At 52.2% G+C, this 17591-nt stretch carries 16 protein-coding genes; 7 read left to right on the top strand and 9 right to left on the bottom strand.

Features of this window, described 5'->3' with window-relative positions:
- Window positions 1-9 precede the first annotated feature (9 nt).
- Genes QM016_RS02565 through sufC form a run of 6 tightly spaced genes read right to left on the bottom strand, consistent with a single transcriptional unit; the run spans window position 10 to window position 5600 of the window.
- Complete coding sequence (locus tag QM016_RS02565; protein WP_282710071.1) at window positions 10-435, bottom strand: RrF2 family transcriptional regulator; 426 nt, start codon at window positions 433-435, stop codon at window positions 10-12.
- 2 nt (window positions 436-437) lie between these two features.
- Entirely contained in the window at window positions 438-899 is a 462-nt protein-coding gene (sufU, locus tag QM016_RS02560) for a Fe-S cluster assembly sulfur transfer protein SufU (protein ID WP_016476691.1), read from the bottom strand.
- A 60-nt stretch (window positions 900-959) separates the two neighbouring features.
- A complete protein-coding gene (locus QM016_RS02555; protein ID WP_282710070.1) occupies window positions 960-2231 on the bottom strand; it encodes a SufS family cysteine desulfurase in 1272 nt (423 codons plus the stop codon).
- Window positions 2231-3391: a SufD family Fe-S cluster assembly protein gene (locus QM016_RS02550; protein ID WP_282710069.1), complete on the bottom strand. Its 1161-nt coding sequence runs from the start codon at window positions 3389-3391 to the stop codon at window positions 2231-2233. Before QM016_RS02550 ends, QM016_RS02555 begins: the two co-directional genes overlap by 1 nt.
- Window positions 3391-4809 (bottom strand): Fe-S cluster assembly protein SufB, encoded by a 1419-nt coding sequence (sufB, locus tag QM016_RS02545; RefSeq protein WP_282710068.1) that lies wholly within the window; start codon window positions 4807-4809, stop codon window positions 3391-3393. Before sufB ends, QM016_RS02550 begins: the two co-directional genes overlap by 1 nt.
- Window positions 4806-5600, bottom strand: a complete 795-nt coding sequence (gene sufC / locus QM016_RS02540) for a Fe-S cluster assembly ATPase SufC (protein ID WP_282710067.1) — start codon at window positions 5598-5600, stop codon at window positions 4806-4808. The genes sufB and sufC overlap by 4 nt, the downstream gene beginning before the upstream one ends.
- A gap of 238 nt (window positions 5601-5838) precedes the next feature.
- Between sufC and hisS the strand changes: the two genes are divergently transcribed.
- The 3 genes from hisS to QM016_RS02525 all read left to right on the top strand — a co-directional run bounded on the left by hisS (window position 5839) and on the right by QM016_RS02525 (window position 9078).
- Window positions 5839-7152 (top strand): histidine--tRNA ligase, encoded by a 1314-nt coding sequence (gene hisS / locus QM016_RS02535; protein ID WP_282710066.1) that lies wholly within the window; start codon window positions 5839-5841, stop codon window positions 7150-7152.
- A 220-nt stretch (window positions 7153-7372) separates the two neighbouring features.
- A complete protein-coding gene (locus tag QM016_RS02530) occupies window positions 7373-8614 on the top strand; it encodes a hypothetical protein (RefSeq protein WP_282710065.1) in 1242 nt (413 codons plus the stop codon).
- Between the two features lie 11 nt (window positions 8615-8625).
- The gene (locus QM016_RS02525; protein WP_282710064.1) at window positions 8626-9078 is read left to right on the top strand and encodes a hypothetical protein; all 453 of its coding nucleotides are present in this window, start codon (window positions 8626-8628) and stop codon (window positions 9076-9078) included.
- Window positions 9079-9084: 6 nt separating this feature from the next.
- On the opposite strand, the gene QM016_RS02520 is transcribed toward QM016_RS02525, so the two are convergent.
- Window positions 9085-10509 carry a Na+/H+ antiporter NhaC family protein gene (locus QM016_RS02520; protein WP_282710063.1) on the bottom strand — a complete coding sequence of 475 codons (1425 nt, stop codon included), beginning with the start codon at window positions 10507-10509 and terminating at the stop codon, window positions 9085-9087.
- A gap of 150 nt (window positions 10510-10659) precedes the next feature.
- Here QM016_RS02520 and QM016_RS02515 point away from each other — a divergent pair, with 150 nt between their 5' ends.
- The 3 genes from QM016_RS02515 to QM016_RS02505 all read left to right on the top strand — a co-directional run bounded on the left by QM016_RS02515 (window position 10660) and on the right by QM016_RS02505 (window position 14061).
- Entirely contained in the window at window positions 10660-11610 is a 951-nt protein-coding gene (locus QM016_RS02515; protein WP_016476703.1) for a LysR family transcriptional regulator, read from the top strand.
- A complete protein-coding gene (locus QM016_RS02510) occupies window positions 11607-12329 on the top strand; it encodes an RluA family pseudouridine synthase (protein WP_282710062.1) in 723 nt (240 codons plus the stop codon). The genes QM016_RS02515 and QM016_RS02510 overlap by 4 nt, the downstream gene beginning before the upstream one ends.
- A 133-nt stretch (window positions 12330-12462) precedes the next feature.
- On the top strand, window positions 12463-14061 hold the full coding sequence (locus tag QM016_RS02505) for a 4Fe-4S dicluster domain-containing protein (protein ID WP_016476705.1): 1599 nt from the start codon (window positions 12463-12465) through the stop codon (window positions 14059-14061).
- Window positions 14062-14284: 223 nt separating this feature from the next.
- Here QM016_RS02505 and QM016_RS02500 read toward each other — a convergent pair whose 3' ends face one another.
- Both QM016_RS02500 and QM016_RS02495 read right to left on the bottom strand, forming a co-directional pair.
- Window positions 14285-14590, bottom strand: coding sequence for a hypothetical protein (locus QM016_RS02500; protein ID WP_016476706.1), 306 nt, complete (start codon window positions 14588-14590; stop codon window positions 14285-14287).
- A 166-nt stretch (window positions 14591-14756) separates the two neighbouring features.
- On the bottom strand, window positions 14757-15416 hold the full coding sequence (locus QM016_RS02495; protein WP_282710061.1) for an HAD-IA family hydrolase: 660 nt from the start codon (window positions 15414-15416) through the stop codon (window positions 14757-14759).
- A 361-nt stretch (window positions 15417-15777) separates the two neighbouring features.
- Between QM016_RS02495 and aspS the strand changes: the two genes are divergently transcribed.
- The gene (gene aspS / locus QM016_RS02490) at window positions 15778-17529 is read left to right on the top strand and encodes an aspartate--tRNA ligase (protein WP_282711444.1); all 1752 of its coding nucleotides are present in this window, start codon (window positions 15778-15780) and stop codon (window positions 17527-17529) included.
- The last annotated feature ends 62 nt before the right edge of the window (window positions 17530-17591 follow it).

The following is a 17591-nucleotide window of genomic DNA, read 5'->3' as shown; positions in this document are numbered from 1 at the left end:
CTTGTGACGTCAGTGTTTTGGCAATTCTTCTTGACGTGCGATGTCGGCCAGCGTCTTACTATCGAGAAAACTTGAGGTCATCTTGCCAAGATCGCGCCATACCTTAACGGTGGTACAGGACTCCATCTGCGGACAGAGCGACTCATTTGCGCAGCTTAAGCATGCTGCAGGAGCAAGGTTTCCTTCGGTGGCGCGCAAAATCTCGCCGAGCGTGTAATCCTCAGGCTTACGTGTTAGTCGATAGCCTCCGCCTTTGCCGCGTAAAGACTCAACGTAGCCAGCCTTGTGCATAAGAGAAATGACCTGTTCAAGGTATTTGCGTGAGATATGCTGACGTTCGGAAACGTCGCCAAGCGAGATCCAGCCGTCATGCACGGCTAAATCTGCCATAGCGCGCAGCGCATACATGCCCTTTGTCGAGAACATGTTTGCCATAGTTACTTCCCGTCCTGAGCGGAGCTTTGAGCTCCCTGCGCCTCAAGCATCTCTTCCAAGGTGCGCCATGCCAGCTCAGCACATTTAACACGGGCGGGCATATGAGCGATGTCGTGGAGGATGTTAGCATCCTCCAGCTTTTCCAATGACGCGGCATCGGTTTCCTCGCCGCGTATCATGCGGCCAAAGAGTTGACAGAGCTCAATAGCCTCCGCGGGTGTGCGGCCGACCATAAGATCGCTCATGATATCGGCGCTTGCCTGCGAGATGGCGCATCCATGACCGGTGAACGCGGCTTCCTCAATAGTTCCGTTATCCGCAAGGCGGACAGAAAACGTCAACTCATCGCCGCAGGAGGGATTGATGCCTTCATGCGTGTAGGTTGGATGCTCCATCTCATACTTGTAGTCAGGATGTGAGACGTGATCCATAAATTCTGCGTTATAAAGGTCGTTACCAGTCATGTTGTTGTTCGGCGCCCTTTCATGCCAGTGTTAGTTACCGTTAAAGATAAACCAAATGCGCTAGTTACCGTTAAAGATAGACCAGACGCGCTCAAGTCCAAGAACAAGTCGGTCAATGTCGGACGCGTCATTATAGAACGCCACGCTTGCTCGGCAGGTGCTTGATTGACCAAGCTCCGTAAGAAGCGGCTCAGCGCAGTGATGTCCAGCGCGAATGCATACGTTGTCCATATCGAGAATGGACGAAACGTCGTGCGGGTGAACGCCGCGCACGTTAAAGGAGACAGCTCCGATGTGCCTTGTTCCATCGCGCGGGCCAATGATATCAATAAAATCCAGCTCATTAAGCTGTTCAGTCAGATAGCGGGCGAGAAGTGCTTCTCGCCGCTCAACGGTTGCCATGCCGAGACCCTCAAGATATGCGACAGCTTCTCCTGTAGCGTAAATACCCGCGCCGTCTTGAGTGCCAGCCTCAAATTTCTCGGGGATAGGAGCCCAGACAGCACCGGTTTTTGTGACGGAATCAATCATCTCGCCGCCGGTGAGGAAGGGAGGCATCTGGTTAAGCAGCTCGGACTTTCCCCACAACACGCCGATACCCATAGGTCCGCACATCTTATGAGCCGAGAAGGCCAAAAAATCGCAGTCAAGCGCGCGAACATCAATGGGGAGGTGAGGTGCGCTTTGAGCAGCGTCGACCACCATATAAGCGCCCATGGCATGCGCGCGTTTGGCCAGAGCGGAGATATCGTTGGAAACTCCCAGTACATTGGATACCTGCGTGACTGAAACAATCTTGGCGCGTTCAGTGATTTTGGACTCGAGCTCCTCTTGCGTGATTTTAAAGTCATCGTTCATGTACAGGTAAACAAGGTGAGCGCCTGTTTGGGCGCAGATTTGCTGCCAGGGAATGAGGTTGGAATGATGCTCCATAATGGAAATGACCACGTCATCACCGGGCTTCAACACCAAGCGTCCGAGGCTGGATGCCACAAGATTCAATGACTCCGAGGTATTGCGGGTAAAAATAATCTCGCGATCACGCGGCGCGCCATCAGCATCCACCGCTCCGATAAAGCGCGCCAACGCCTTGCGGGCGTCTCCGATAGCCGCGGTTGCCTCAACAGAAAGACGGTACAGGCCACGCAGGGCGTTCGCGTTGATGGTCTCGTAGAAGCGTTTGTGCGCCTCGATGACTGCGCCGGGACGCTGCGAGGTTGCCGCGCTGTCCAAATAAGCGATTTTGGGATTATGGGCCAGGAGAGGAAAGTCTTTCTTATAGGGACTTTCGGTGATTTCAGCGAGCTCTGAGGCGCTAAGACGAGAAGCCATTACGCGACACCGTCCTTAAACGCCAGCCCTGAGGCATCGTCGAAGTCATGAGCAACGTCAGCACCCAGGACCTTCTCGGCACGCTCGACTGCAACGTCATGGGAGAGGGCTTCAGGCGCATGGATGATGGCGTCTTCAAAGAGAGCGCGTACAAAGAGACGCTCCGCTTCACGACGAGAAAGCCCGCGGGCCTGCAGATATTCGATCTGCTCGGGAGAAACTGATCCGATAGTGGCGCCGTGGTTTCCGGCAACGTCGTCTTCATCGCAGAGGATGACGGGCATGGTTTTGCTGACAACGCTATCGCCAAGAATCTGCACCGTCTCGACCTCGTTGCCCTTGGCGTCCTTGGAGCCGCGGATGAGGTCGATAGTGGCGCGCAGGGTCTTTCGCGCGGAGTCGTTCAAGATGCCGGACTCGGCGATTTCGGCGCGCGTGGTCCGTCCGCGCATGCGGGCGACGTGGTTGATGTCGAGAAGTTCCTCGTGATCGGCATGATAGCGGCTGTTCAAGTCAAGATGCGCACGGTCACCCGCGAGGTTGGCTGCAAATCCTATGCCGAGAGCGCCTCCGCCAAGCGCATATTGGTGCACGTCAATAAGGGCGTCCTTATGCGCTTCAATGCCGATGCTTTCAAGATGCTGCTGATCATCATCAATGCCGAGCATTTCTATGAGGTGCACATGAGCGCCTGCTTCGGCGACAATGCGCACGAGAGCTCCGCTTGTCGCTGGAACGTCCGTATTGTCCGCGCCGTTTGTGTTGTTATTGCCGCCTGCGGCTTCGGCGTTCTTCTCGCCAGCGCGAGCAACGACAACGACAGTTGCTTCAGCGCCTTCGCGCACCATAATGCCCGCGTTTGCGCATTCGTTTGTGGCAGCCGATACCGAGATGACAACAGGTTCTTTGCGCTTGGTATGAGCGGGAACTTCATAGTAGGCTGCTTCAAAGACCTGAGAGTCTATGTAGCTTGTGACCTCAGCTCCCATGCCACATTCAATACGCTCAAAAAGACGGGGGAGTGGAAGATATACCGTTCCCGCATTGGTTGTCTTTGGGACTGTCAGCGTCAGCGCGTTAGCGTGCAGGCGGTTCCATGTTTGCGCGGGAGGAACATTGGCGGATTCGATACGGATGTTTTCAGCTCTGTGTTCAGCCATTAGCCAATCGCTCCTTCCATTTCTAGTTTAATAAGATTGTTCATCTCAACGGCGTATTCCATAGGGAGTTCTTTTGAGACGGGATTTGCGAAACCGTTAACCACGAGCGTACGCGCCTCGGATTCAGAACAGCCGCGGCTCATGAGATAGAGGATGGTGTCGTCAGAAATGCGACCGATAGTTGCCTCATGGCCAACCTGCGCGGTGGCGTTTCGGACGTCCATTTCCGGAATAGTGTCTGAGCGGCTGATATCGTCGAGCATGAGCGATTGACAAGAAACGGATACACGGGCGTTGGCCGCTTTGCGTCCAATCGTGACGGCGGAGCGGAAGGTATTGATGCCGCCGTCCTTGGAGATGGACTTCGTGTCAACTGACGCCGTATTGTCAGCGCCGTTAATGATGACCTTGCAGCCAGTGTCCAGATCCTGCGTAGCGCCGGCAAAGGTAATGCCCGTAAAATCGCAGTTGGAGCGGTCGCCCTTGAGAATGGTCGATGGGTAGAGATACGAAACGTGGCTGCCAAAAGAGCCGGAGACCCACTCCATGCGGGCGTCAGAGCCGATAAGAGCACGCTTGGTGTTGAGGTTGTACATGTTCTTGGACCAATTTTCGATGGTTGAGTAGCGCAGTCGCGCTCCGTCTTTGACAAAGAGCTCAACGGCCCCCGCGTGGAGGTTTGCGGCATAGTACTTCGGCGCAGAACAACCTTCAATGAAGTGCAGGTCAGCGCCTTCCTCAACAATAATGAGCGTATGCTCAAACTGTCCGGCACCCTGGGCGTTCAGACGGAAGTAGCTTTGTAGCGGATAGTCAAGGCTCACGCCGGCCGGCACAAAGACAAATGATCCGCCTGACCAGACGGCATAATGAAGCGCCGCGAACTTATGGTCGGAAGGAGGAATCAACGTGCCGAAGTACTGTTTAACAACGGGCTCCCACACAGGGTCATGCAGAGCATCTTCAATCGTGGTGTAAATGACGCCCTGTTTGGCGACCTCTTCACGCATGTTGTGGTAGACAATCTCGGAATCGTATTGAGCGCCGACGCCGGCAAGGCTTTCTGCCTCCGCCTTAGGGATGCCCAGACGCTCAAAGGTGTCACGAATATCTTCGGGAACGTCTTCCCAGTTGTTTGATTGCTTTGTTTGAGGCGAGACGTACGTGGAGATATGATCCATATCAAGTCCCGCAATGGATGGCCCCCAGTTGGACGCCATGGCGCGCGCATGATAGGTTTCCAGCGCCGAAAGGCGGAACTGAAGCATCCATTCCGGTTCGTCTTTTTTGGCCGAGATGGCACGTACAATCTCAGGAGTAAGGCCGTCTTCATAGCGCTCATAGCCCTCTTCGGACTTGGTGAAGTCATACAGGGAGCGGTTAATGTCAGCGACCTCTGACCGCTTCTTCTCGCTCACTCGTGGGCACCGCCTTCGGAAACTTCGACGTCCTTCTCGACGTCCTTCTCGCGCTCAAAACGTTCGAATCCGGTGCGGTCAATCTCGTCAATGAGAGAGGCGGGACCGTCGGCCACAAGATAGCCTTTAACCATCACGTGCGTGTGATCAACGTCCAGGCGCTCAAGGATGCGGGTGTTGTGGGTGATGATCAAGAGCGAGCCGTCGCAGGATGTGCGGTAAGCTTCGATGCCGCGCGAAACGACAGCGAGCGCATCGATATCCAGGCCGGAATCGGTTTCGTCGAGAATGGCGAGCTTGGGCTTCAACAGCAGAAGCTGAAGCATTTCAATCTTTTTCTTCTCACCGCCTGAGAAGCCTACGTTAAGCTCGCGCATCAGAAAACTCTGGTCAAGCTCAAGCTGGTCGGAAATTTCTCCTACGCGCTTGCGGAAGCTGCGAGCGGTAGCTTTGAGTTCCGGGCGCATCTGCGTGATGGTACGTAGGAAGGAATAGAGAGGCACGCCGGGAATTTCCACGGGCGCCTGATATGAAAGGAACATGCCGGCAAGAGAACGCTTGTCGGGAGAAACGTCGGTGACGTCCTGGCCGTCAAATACGATGGAGCCGGACGTGACGCCGTATGTCGGGTCTCCCATAACAACACGGCCAAGCGTTGACTTGCCCGCGCCGTTTGGCCCCATGAGCACATGGGTTTCACCGAAACCGACGGTGAGATTAATGTCATGCAGAATAGGTTTATCCTCTATACCTGCAGAGACACCGCTTACGCGGAGGAGTGTATCTGTCATATATCTCTCCTGTATCGCTATACGCAGGCCCTGGGTTGGTATGCGCATACTGGTAACGACTGAGTCATACCCGAAGGCTGACTAATTCATACTAAGTTATAGGAATTAAAAAACAAGCCTCGGGGGACAGTTTGTCGAAAAATGTGGAGCGATCTTTATGCGATGCGCAATCTTTTTGCACAACCTTTTGCGCATGCGGGTATACTTGCACCATCTGTGAATCACGACAGGAGGGTACATGGGCCAGCGAATTCAAGGTACCGAGGATCTGTACGGCGGTTATATGCGCTCATGGGAGCGCATGCAGAATATCGCGCGCCATTTGTTTGGGACCTATGGCTTTGACCGTATTGAAACGCCTGCAATCGAGCAGGTAGACACCTTTGTTCACGGTATCGGCGAGTCAACTGATGTGGTGCGCAAGGAGATGTTCCGTGTATTTTCCGGCGCGCTTTTGGAAGACCTTCTGGCTTCGAGAAGCGAGAGGGGCTTGAAGGCTCGTCAGCGCATGGCCATGCGCCCTGAAGGGACTGCAGGCGTCGTGCGTGCGGCTGTCGAGCATAACTTCGTGCCGCAGGGGGCTGCTCCCGCCAAGATGTGGTACGCGGAAGCGATGTTTCGCGGAGAACGTCCGCAAAAAGGAAGGCTTCGCCAGTTCCACCAGGTAGGTGTGGAGTGGCTTGGCGCGTCCGATCCCGCCTCTGACGCTGAGTCCATTATCATGCTCATGCAGTTCTTTAAAGAGCTGGGCTTTGATACATCTCGCCTGAAACTCATGATTAACTCCATGGGGGATGTCGCGTGCCGTCCGGCATATCGCGAGAAGGTCAAGCAGTTTATTCTTGATCATACAGACCACATGTGTGACGACTGCATTGAGCGCGCCGAGATCAATCCGCTCCGTGCCTTTGACTGTAAAAACGAGAGCTGTCAAGCCGTCATGAAAGATGCGCCTCTCATTTCCGACAATCTCTGCGACGACTGCCGAGCACATTATGAGCAGGTTAAAGCATATCTTGATGCAGCCGGTATTGCGTATGTTGAAGATCCGACGCTGGTACGCGGTCTCGATTACTACACGCGCACCGTTTTTGAAGTTGAGGCGTTGGATACGGGCGTTGGTGCCATCGGTGGTGGCGGTCGATACGATGGTCTTATGGAGCTTGAAGGTGGAAAGCCTACACCGGGCGTTGGCTTTGCCGTCGGCTTTGAGCGCATCATGTTGGCGCTGGCGGCACAGGGCATTGAAACGGATATCGCAGCTCCTTGTTGCGTGTACGTTGCAACTACCTCTGCCGAAGAGGCGCGTGAGGCATTTTCTGCCGTGCTCGCACTTCGTGGTGCCGGCATCCGCACGGAAGCTGATCGTACAGGCCGCTCTCTCAAAGCTCAGTTCAAGCAGGCAGATAAGTTGGGAGCAAAGCTTTGTGTCGTGCTCGGACCCGATGAGGTAGCTGCGGGTGTAGCGACTCTTCGAGATATGACAACTCACGAACAAGTACAGGTTCCTGCAGATCAACTTGTTGAAGAGGTACGTCAGCGCTTGGCGTAGCTTTGAGACTTCCGGCTCAAATGGCGAGAATTACCTGGAGATCCGAGTAAAGTTGGTGCCGGAATATGAGTGTCTGTACGGCAGAGACTCGCATGACCGTCCTGATTCGTCAGAGTACCTTATCCGTTAAATACTTAAAACTCCAAGACCTTCTCGACATCTTTCCAACAGTGCGGATGTGGAGGTATAATGATGTTTTAAATACTGAGCTACGAATGATATGTCGCAGCTGATTGTGATGGCTTTGGGTTCGTTTTCCGGCAACGGAAAAGGCATGGTAGTGTCAGGCGGAAAGAAAGTTGTCATGAAGGTTAGCAGGCGGGCGTTTCTTCTTATTGCAGCATATGCCGCTTCTCTTATCGGAGCGCCAAGGACTGTGCTTGCGGCGGGAAAGAAAGAATCGAACAGGGTTCAGTTTACAGAAGAAATGGCGCTTGAGTTCGCTAAGACATTCGTCCAAGGTATGGGAGAAACTTCTGGCCTTGTGCCTACTGGGACTACGAAAATCTATGATCCTGATTTGGGTGCCATCGGATATATAGTTGATATAGCTGATACGTTCGGAAGTCCTCATGGATATATTATTTACGACGTGACTGATGACAGTTTGATTTCCGAATACTCTTTTGAACCTGATGTGATTAGTCCGTATGCATCAGTTTCTCAAGATGTACCTATGCTTTATCGTGATGATGACTCTTCGGTAATTGCTCTCAAGACAGGACCGTTCTCCTACGTTGCTGTTGAGAGGGATTCTGGGATAGTCCTTAGCGCTCCAGAGCCGTATGGGTATGATTCGGATGCGGTTATTCCGCTGAGTAGTACTCCTGATTCGGGCAGTTGGAATGATATATTTTTTGCAGACAATCTCTCAGTAAATCCTAGATTCAAGATTATTGAGAAAGCATATTCCTCAGGAGAGTTTATTGCTTATCGAGAAGATATCATCAAACAAAAAACAAAAAGTTATGCATGTGGTGTTTCGGCTTTGTTATGCTGCGCAGAGTTCTATATTCCAGCTGAATCATTTTTTAAGTATGGAACAAAATACCATTACGATACTCTTTGGTCACTTTCTAATACTAAAGAGATCTATTCGTCAGGTGGAGTTAAATTTGGCTCTACTAATTTTAGTGACTTGGGTCCCGCATTAGTTTCATATTGTTCGCAGTATTGGCAAACGATACAGTTTGAATCTTCGACAACTCCTGTATTTTTAAAATTTAAAAATACAGTTATTAGCAAAAACTTTGGAATCTTTGGTTGTGGAATTAATCAAAATGGACAGCGTAAAGGACATATCATGCCAGTTGAAGGATATATGCGGTTTCAAATTGCAGAGTCTATGGGGAGTTTTATGGCCGCTCTTTGTGTGTCGGACGGATGGTATGGCACAGCTCGATACCTTAACCCTAACTATGCAAGATATACTGATACTTTCGGTGTATTTTTTTCACGATAGACAGTGTGTCCATGAGTATTTTAAGGAAGTATTTCCATATATTTTTAATTACAGTAGTCTTTCTTTTGATTGGAACCATTTGTATGATCTACAAAAGGGTTGATGAAGAAAGAAGTATAGGTCATAAGGTGGGAGACTCTTACCTGCTTTGTGTAACGGGTCATATTGTCAGCATTGACGAGGAGGTAAATACCTTTCAACTACGCGTGCTCGTCGAGGATGGCTCTGAGAGAGTCTTAACCGTGCATTTTGGTGAAAAACCTGTGAGCGGTGTTCTGGTAAATGTATCTGACTACAAAATTGGGGACCGTGTCACGATAAGTTATTTTCCCTATGATCGTAAAGGATCATATATTGATGCCGATTCTATCGAAATCTTTGACGAACAGCGAGATCGGGTGTGGGAAGATGAGCAAACACCAAAGATACATACTGATAAGAGAGAGCATAGGGAGGGTTCATAAGAGACCTTACGCCGTTTGCACTTCCAGGCATTTCTCCAGATCAGCCTCTTGATGTGCTCGCGCCCATGCAGAGGACGCAAGGTCGTCAGGTGAAAGTCCAAGCAAGCGAGCGCGGCGGCAATTGATGTTCTCGGGGCGATGGTGCAGCCAGATAGAAATGCCCAGTGACCACAGAGGCAGCAGATACAAAAATGATGCTGCCAGAAGGCTCATAGAGGGCGCACCAATAGCGGAAAGTACCGAGATGTTTGAGATGGACCAGGGAACCAAAGGAGCCAAGATAACGGCGCTATTCTCGATATCAAGGGCAAGTGCGCTTGAAGATTTTTCCGTATGCTCGCAAAGGTTGTTGGTCAACATAATGGCAAGTGTTTGATTACAGGAGACCATTGAAGTAAACATGCTGGTAATAAGGATGCTCAAGAAGGGCGTGGACTTATCGCTTAGATCGGCGACCATCTCGCACATACGTCGAAGCAGATGCGTGCTTTGGAAAAGACCTGCGTAACTTGAAGAAATAGCTACGATAAATACCACATTCAGCATTGAGAATACTCCGCCGCCGTTGACCATGTTGGCGACGGTAGCTCCCGGGGCGCGTAGACCAAAAAGCAGGATTCGAGGGAGCTCCATGATGGGAACGTGCTGGACAAAGATACAGATGCCACAGGCGAGCAGGAGGCTGGAGAGCATGGTAATAATGACATCGACCTTCAAAAGGGCAAGAACAATTACCAAAATAGCGGGTGCGAGCGCGACCCATGAAAGACGAAATGCGCGTGAAAGAATGGAAGTTACATCAGGTACGGTACCCGATCCGCCCATAAACGTGTCCCACACAACATAGATGAGACAGGCAATAATGAAGGGAACCACGCTGGTTCGGAGCATGCGACCAATATTTTTTGACAGGTTGGTATCGGTGAGCTGTGAAACCAACATGGCGCTTGTGGACATGGGAGAACAGCGGTCACCAAAGTAGCTTCCGGCAAGCACTGCTCCGCCAATGAGAAGCTCGTTTGCATTGATGGCGCGGCCTATTGACATGCAGATAATGCCCATAGTGGCGGCGGTTCCGAAAGCGGTGCCGATGAGCATGGACATCATGGAACATAAAAGAAATGTTGCCAGTACAAAAACTGAGGGCGAGAGTAGGTTGGATGAAATGCTGACAATTTCAGGAATGGTTCCGGAGGCTCGCCATGCGGCGCTCATGGCACCGACAATGGCAAAAAGAGCAATAACAGAGCGGACTTCCCAAATGGATTTTGCGGCTGAGCGCAAGAGGGCTTTGGCGGAAATACTACGGGAAATACCGTAGCTAAAAAAGAGGACAAAACCCATAAGTAAGGTATAGATAAGGGGAACAGACAGGACGGTGCCGATAATAAGGAGCACGGCGAAGGTACCGATAATCACAAATTCTGTCATGCAACCAACTTCCTGAAAGATCTGTCCTTTCAAGGTATAGCGTACGTGCTCAAAAAAGATATGTCTAACTGTTTTCATTGGTCATTATTACAGATAAAATTTGTGTTAAGTTGAACTGGAAAAACAAGAGAACGTACGCTTGGAGACGGTATGAACTTCCAAACCATGGACTACTTTGTAGCTGTTGCTGAGGAGCGCAGTTTTACGCGGGCCGCCGAGCGGCTTAATGTAACGCAGCAGACGCTTTCGGCAAATATCGCTCAGGCAGAAAAGGAGCTCGGTACCAGGCTGCTTGATCGCAGCGTACCGCTGACGTTGACCTACGCAGGGGAAGAGTTTCTCAAATACGCGCGGCGCTTCCAGACCACACGCCGTGCCATGCGTCAGGAGTTCAGAGATATTTCGGGTAATGAGCGTGGACGCCTGCGTGTTGGCGTAACGGCGACACGCGGCCATATCATCATGCCGCGCTCGATAGCAGCCTTTCAAAAGCAACATCCTCTCATCTCCATCGAGTTGCATGAAGGGGAGAATGACCAGCTTGTGGAATGGCTTTCAGGCGGCCAGCTTGACCTTGTGGTGGCTACTATAAAAGATCATGCCTATGATCTGGTGATTCATGATCTTTTTCGCGAGAAAATCGTGCTGGTCGTAGCCCATAGTCTTCTGAGCGAACTGTATGGAAACGACGCTGAGGGGCTTGTCGCCAAGGTTGAGAAAACCAACAATCTCTCATCTTTTGCGGATCTTCCGTTTTTGACGGTGGGGAAGCGAGATGTCGCGGGCAATTTGGCTCGACAAGCGTTTGCGAGCGCGGGCATTACGCCGCATATCAAAGTCATGTCTCGAAACTCGGAAACCCTTTTGGCTCTGGCATTGCGCGGTGTCGGCGCTTGTTTTCTGCCATCCGAGCTGATTGCCTCTACATTCGCAAATCCCGAGGACGCGGGCTTGTATGTGATAGAGCTTGGCCGAAACATGACCTATTCCGTAAGTGTTGCATGGCGAAAGGCCGAACATGTATGGAGCGCCATCACGTCTTTTGACGAGGTGCTTAAAGAACAGCTTACGGAAGTCGCTTCTGAGACGAGCGCTTCATGAGCGGCCCCGTGAGTAACTTCATGAGTGCTCCCGTGAGTGTCATCTACCAGGACGACTACATCCTTGCGGTTGATAAGCGCGTTGGCACACTTATCCATAGCGACGGTACAGCGCGCACCTCCGGCGTTGCCGCTGAAACTCTGACCGATCAAGTCCGCGCGTACCTGGAGGGCAACGGCTGTTTGCAACAGGCGCGCGATCTTCAAGCGCTGCACCGTCTTGACAGGGATACCACGGGCATCGTGCTCTTCTCGCTTAACAAGGAAACGCAGTCGCTGTTTGACGCGCTGATAAGCAACCGTGACTTGCGCAAATACTATCTCGCGATAGTGAGGGGAGAATTTCCGGAAAAGGAGCGTGGCATCGCGTTGCCGCTTGGAAAAGACCGCCACGATGCCCGGAAGATGCGCGTATCAAAGACGGGAAAGCCAGCGTTGACACATGTCAGACGTCTTGAGGTGCGCCGTGAGGGTTCAGGTAAACGCTCTCTTATGCTCATCGAGTTGGGTACGGGAAGAAAGCATCAGATTCGCGTGCACTTCTCGGCATTGGGCTTTCCGATTGTCGGGGATTGTCTGTATGGGGATGTCACTTCTCGGGAGCCGCTCATGCTGCACGCCTATGAGCTCGCGTTTATTCATCCTGTAACGGGTGAGAATCATACGTTGCGGACGGAGTGGCCCGCGCGTTTTTCCGGCTGGAGCGTGCAGAATCTCTAAAAGTCGGTCATACTAAACCATAAGGTGAAATCGTTGCGCGTGTGATGATTGTTGACGCGCGTACAGGCAGGTAGACGATTTCTGTCGGCAGCGTATGAGGGATGCGCCGCCGAGACAAAGCGAGGGGGATTTCATGCCAGGTACTATGCGTGGTGTGTACACTAATCTTACGGAGATTCGCCGTAAGGTGTTTCGAGAGGTTTCCAAACTTGCCTATGAAAGTGGCGAGAAGCCCCTTGAGGACGTAGCTCACAAGATGGAAAATCTCCCGTATGCTATCGTTCCGGGAGAAATTGCAACCTATCGCGAAAGCGTGTTTTTGGAGCGCGCGGTGGCCGGAGAGCGCGTGCGCATGACTATGGGTATGCCGATGCAGGGTGTCGACCATCCCGAGCACCTCTCCGAAGGCATTGAAAAAGCCGCTATTCCTGAGGTGTACTACCAGCCCCCGCTCATCAATATCATCAAATTCGCCTGCAATGCCTGCGAAGATAATGTGTTTCGCGTGTCAAACGCCTGTCAGGGTTGCCTTGCGCACCCGTGCCGCGAAATCTGTCCCAAGGGCGCCATCAGCTTTGTCGACAAAAAAGCCTTTATCGATCAGGAAAAGTGCATCAAGTGCGGTATGTGCGAGAAGGTCTGTCCGTATCATGCTATCTTGCACCACCTGCGTCCCTGCGCCGAGGCGTGCGGCATGCATGCTATTGGCTCCGATGAGTACGGCCGCGCAGACATTGATTACGAGAAGTGCGTTTCCTGCGGACAATGTCTGGTCAACTGCCCCTTCGGCGCCATTGCCGACAAGAGCCAGATCTTTCAGGTTATTACCGCTATCAACCAGGGAAACGAGGTCATCGCGACAGTCGCGCCTTCATTTGTCGGTCAGTTTGGCAAAGGCAGTGTCGGTAAGCTCCGCGAGGCGTTCAAGCAGCTTGGCTTTGCTGGTCTTGAAGAGGTTGCAACCGGTGCTGACATGTGTACAGTGCAGGAAGCCGAAGACTTTTTAGATGAGGTGCCTGAGAAACTTCCGTTTATGGGTACAAGCTGCTGTCCGTCCTGGTCAGTCATGGCAAAGATGGAATTTCCCGATAATGCGGACGCCATTTCGATGGCGCTGACGCCCATGGTTTTGTCGGCGCGTCTGATACGCAAACAGCACCCCAAAGCGAAGATTGTCTTTGTAGGACCGTGTTCTGCCAAGAAGTTGGAAGCCATGCGTCGTTCCGTTAAATCCGAGGTCGATTTTGTTCTGACCTTTGAAGAGCTTGCCGGCATGATGGAGGCAAAGGATATCAAGTTCGAGTCACTTGCTGACGATAAGAGCGATTTTGCAGCGTCATCACGGGACGGCCGAGGGTTTGCTGTTTCTGGTGGCGTCGCTACGGCCGTAGTCAACGCCATTCACGACAAACATCCCGATCTTGAGGTCCATGTTATGGCGGCGGAAGGCCTCGATAACTGCCGATCGATGATGAAAGACGCCGTTAAAGGCAAGTATCCGGGATATTTGCTGGAGGGCATGGCGTGCCCGGGAGGCTGCGTTGCCGGTGCCGGCACGCTTTCCGCTATCAATCGAGCTTCTGCTGCGGTAAAGCGCTACGCGAAGACGGCGGCTTTAGATGTTGCCACCAAAAACGAGTACAACCCGCTCATTCCCGAGCTTGCAGGCTCCGTTTCTCCTGAGGTTGAAATCGCTGAGGTCAGAGAGGTACAGAAACCTAAAACAAAGTAAGCGACTTTGAAAAGTGTTGACTCTGCAAAGTGACTGATTCTGCAAAGTGGCTGGTTTCAGACTGCGGTGCTTGCGCCGAGAAAAACATGAGTTTGGCACTGCTCGGCGATGGCGGAAAATGACACAAAAAACTTCGGCTGAGATTCAGACGCGGTTGCGCGAAACAATCAAAGCCGAAGTCAGGGTTTCCGATTAAGTTACGAGCATGAAGAAAAAAATAGGGTTAGTCCTTCGTATCTTTAACGGACTCATAGAAGGTCGCATGTGAAAATACGTCCTGGATAGTTTTTCCGTTAATGAAAGGAAGACTGAGGAACTCGTCAACGGTAGGGACAAGTTCAGAACAATCAACGAAATGGTTCTTGGAATTACGAATGCTGGTGTCTTGCGCGCGCCATGCTTCAAAATTAACGTCTGTGAGATAGTATACCTGGTTGCCGACCTTCATATATACCGAATGATGATTATGCAGGTAGTCGGCCAGGTTCTCGTAAGAGATTTCAAGTGCCTCAGAACTTTTCTTGCCCATGATGCTATCCTTTCTCCGTAGATGGCAAAACCATCTTGTGGGACGCACTTTTACTGAATATACCGCCTACCAGGCTTCACTATTCAAACGTTTTTGATTCATCGGTCAAACGTACGCTTTTGCACGGTAGGCGTACTATCTGCGCAGCGAGCGTGCGGCTTGCGGCTTACACTTCATGTCCGAGAATCAGAGCGGTCATCTCGTCGGCAGTGTCTGCGCATGCGGTTGCTCCTGCGGCGAGAAGAACCTCTTTATCCCTAAATCCCCAGGTGACGCTAATGCACGGCATGCCACTGTTGCGTGCGGTTGCGACATCAACCTCTGAGTCTCCGATGTAGACGGCATCGTTTGGGGAAACTCCAATCTGCTTGAGTGCAAAGAGAACCGGTTCCGCGTCCGGTTTTCGCTTGAGATCGTCGCGCTGGCCCAAGGCGAAGTCAAATTTGTTTGGGAAGAAGTGGTTCATAAGATCCGCGATGGCAAAATCGGGTTTGTTGGAAACAACGGCGCACTTTACGCCTGCGGCGCGCAGTTGGTCTACAGCTTCAGTAACGCCGGGATAGGGAGCGGTGGTGTCGAGGCTATGGTCAGCATAATGCTCCTTAAACGTCGCGAGGACTTTCTGATAAAGCTCTTCCGAAGTGTTCGCAGGTACGGCATCGCGAATGAGCTTTGCGACGCCATTGCCTACCATGTGCTTGACGTCTTCAACGGTATAGGTAGGCATATGGTAGTGCTTGAGAGCATAATTAGTTGCCCAGGCAAGATCGGTGATTGTGTTTAGAAGCGTTCCGTCAAGATCAAATACTGCAGCTTTATAGGGCATAGCCAAAACCTCGCTCTTCTCGCCGTGGAAGAAAAAGCCTGAGCCGCGGCGATGCGTCAACGTAACAATTGCGTGAAACCGTTACCAATATAGTAGTTACCCACTCGAAAGTCACCTCTGCGGAGTACAATGTCAAACCAGTGTAAGGGTGCGCCGTCTACGCACGTTTGCCGTCTGCTGAGCACTGCCCGATTTGACACAGGGCAGAGAGACGAAAGGATTTTTAGTGGCTATATCCAACTCAAGCGACGCTTTTTCAACACTCCAGACAGATACAATTTCGCATGACGCCGCCGAGCAACATGGCGCCGTTGGTCGGCACATCGCCGCTGAACAGCATAGCGCTGTAGATCAGCACAGCATGCATACGCACACCTGCGGTGAGTTGCGTGCCGAGAATATCGGCGAAGTTGTTACGCTGACCGGATGGGTTTGGCGGCGCCGTGACTTCGGCGGTCTCGTTTTTGTCGACCTTCGCGATCGTGAAGGACTGACGCAGGTGCTTTTTGATCCTGACGTAGCGCCCGCGGCGTTTAAGACGGCTGAGGGCATCCGCCCTGAGTGGCCTGTTCTTATCAAAGGCGTGGTTCAGCATCGCTCCGAGGGGCAGACTAATGAATTGCTGGCAACCGGTGAAATTGAGGTTTTGGCATCTGAGATTGAGGTGCTGAATACCGCTCAGACCCCGCCGTTTCAAATTGAAAATCATGTTGACGTGAACGAGGACCTGCGCCTCAAGTATCGCTACGTTGACCTGCGCAGACCGTACATGGCGCGTAACCTTCGTCTGCGTTCGGATTTTGCCTTCGCGCTCCGTGAGGCCTTCCACAAACGTGACTTCACCGAGGTAGAAACTCCCGCGCTGTTTAAGTCGACGCCTGAAGGTGCGCGAGACTTTCTGGTACCCTCCCGCATGCAGGGAGGCAGCTTCTACGCACTTCCGCAATCTCCGCAGCTCTTAAAGCAGCTTCTGATGATTGGCGGCGTGGAGCGTTATTACCAGATTGCCAAGTGCTTCCGCGATGAGGACCTCCGTGCGGATCGTCAGCCTGAATTTACCCAGGTTGATATGGAGATGTCCTTTGTCACCCAGGACGACGTGATGTCTGAGCTTGAGGATATCCTCTCTGATGCTTTTGAAAAGATGGGTATTCGCATGCAGACTCCGCTGCGCCGCATGCAGTATTGGGACGCGTTGGATACCTACGGCACCGACAAGCCCGATACACGGTTTGGAATGGAGCTTCACGATGTGTCCGAGATTTTTAAGAATTCCGGTTTCAAGCTCTTCAGCAGCGCCGCGTCTGCCGAAGGCAGCTATGTAAAGGCTATCAACGCGCGTGGCGCCGGTAGTTGGCCCCGTTCGCAAATTGATAGGCTTAGCGACATCGCCGCTACCTTTGGCGCTAAAGGCCTCGCATGGATTGCGTACAAGGAAGACGGCAGCGTGGGTGGCCCCATTGCCAAGTTCTTCTCGTCAGAAGAGCTTGACGCTTTGCGTTTAGAGATGAAGGTGCAGCCGGGTGACCTTATCCTCTTTGCGGTTGGCGCTCGACTTGAGACGGATGAGATTTTGGGTGGCATGCGCTTGCACATGGCGCGCGTGCTGGAGATTCCTCGCGAAGGTCATGATTTTCTCTGGGTAGTTAATTTCCCGCTCTTCCATTGGGACGAGGAAACGCAAAGCTACGCCTCCGAACATATGCCCTTTACACAGCCGAATGAAAACCAGATTGACCTTCTGGATACAGATCCTTTGTCTATCGGTTCTCATACCTACGACTTTGTTATGGACGGCTTTGAAGCCGGCGGCGGTGGCATGCGTATTCACAATGCAGACTTGCAGCTTCGTATTCTTGAGAAACTTGGCTTTACCAGGGAGCGCGCTGAGGCTCAGTTTGGCTTTTTGATGGAAGCGCTGACCTACGGCGCGCCTCCTATGGGCGGCTTCGCGCTCGGTCTCGACCGTGTGTGTATGCTGCTGGCGGGTGCCGATTCCATCCGTGACGTCATGGCATTTCCTAAGACGACCTCCGGCTCGGATCTCATGTCCGCCGCGCCGTCGCCGGTGACTGACGATCAGCTGAAGGAGGTGTCTCTCCGCACGTTGTAGGGGAGACTGTTGTGTCTGAAGACGTTTCTTATACGGCAACCATTTCATCTAGCGAGAAGAAC

Source organism: Lancefieldella sp. Marseille-Q7238 (assembly GCF_949152215.1).
GTDB lineage: Bacteria > Actinomycetota > Coriobacteriia > Coriobacteriales > Atopobiaceae > Lancefieldella.
This window is presented reverse-complemented; position numbering and strand designations above follow the sequence as displayed.

Excerpts from the sequence above, each read along its gene's own strand:
- QM016_RS02565 (WP_282710071.1), bottom strand. The coding sequence starts at position 435 with ATGGCAAACATGTTCTCGACAAAGGGCATGTATGCGCTGCGCGCTATG.
- sufU (WP_016476691.1), bottom strand. The coding sequence starts at position 899 with ATGACTGGTAACGACCTTTATAACGCAGAATTTATGGATCACGTCTCA.
- QM016_RS02555 (WP_282710070.1), bottom strand. The coding sequence starts at position 2,231 with ATGGCTTCTCGTCTTAGCGCCTCAGAGCTCGCTGAAATCACCGAAAGT.
- QM016_RS02550 (WP_282710069.1), bottom strand. The coding sequence starts at position 3,391 with ATGGCTGAACACAGAGCTGAAAACATCCGTATCGAATCCGCCAATGTT.
- sufC (WP_282710067.1), bottom strand. The coding sequence starts at position 5,600 with ATGACAGATACACTCCTCCGCGTAAGCGGTGTCTCTGCAGGTATAGAG.
- hisS (WP_282710066.1), top strand. The coding sequence starts at position 5,839 with ATGGGCCAGCGAATTCAAGGTACCGAGGATCTGTACGGCGGTTATATG.
- QM016_RS02530 (WP_282710065.1), top strand. The coding sequence starts at position 7,373 with ATGTCGCAGCTGATTGTGATGGCTTTGGGTTCGTTTTCCGGCAACGGA.
- QM016_RS02525 (WP_282710064.1), top strand. The coding sequence starts at position 8,626 with ATGAGTATTTTAAGGAAGTATTTCCATATATTTTTAATTACAGTAGTC.
- QM016_RS02520 (WP_282710063.1), bottom strand. The coding sequence starts at position 10,509 with ATGACAGAATTTGTGATTATCGGTACCTTCGCCGTGCTCCTTATTATC.
- QM016_RS02515 (WP_016476703.1), top strand. The coding sequence starts at position 10,660 with ATGAACTTCCAAACCATGGACTACTTTGTAGCTGTTGCTGAGGAGCGC.
- QM016_RS02510 (WP_282710062.1), top strand. The coding sequence starts at position 11,607 with ATGAGCGGCCCCGTGAGTAACTTCATGAGTGCTCCCGTGAGTGTCATC.
- QM016_RS02505 (WP_016476705.1), top strand. The coding sequence starts at position 12,463 with ATGCCAGGTACTATGCGTGGTGTGTACACTAATCTTACGGAGATTCGC.
- QM016_RS02500 (WP_016476706.1), bottom strand. The coding sequence starts at position 14,590 with ATGGGCAAGAAAAGTTCTGAGGCACTTGAAATCTCTTACGAGAACCTG.
- QM016_RS02495 (WP_282710061.1), bottom strand. The coding sequence starts at position 15,416 with ATGCCCTATAAAGCTGCAGTATTTGATCTTGACGGAACGCTTCTAAAC.
- aspS (WP_282711444.1), top strand. The coding sequence starts at position 15,778 with ATGCATACGCACACCTGCGGTGAGTTGCGTGCCGAGAATATCGGCGAA.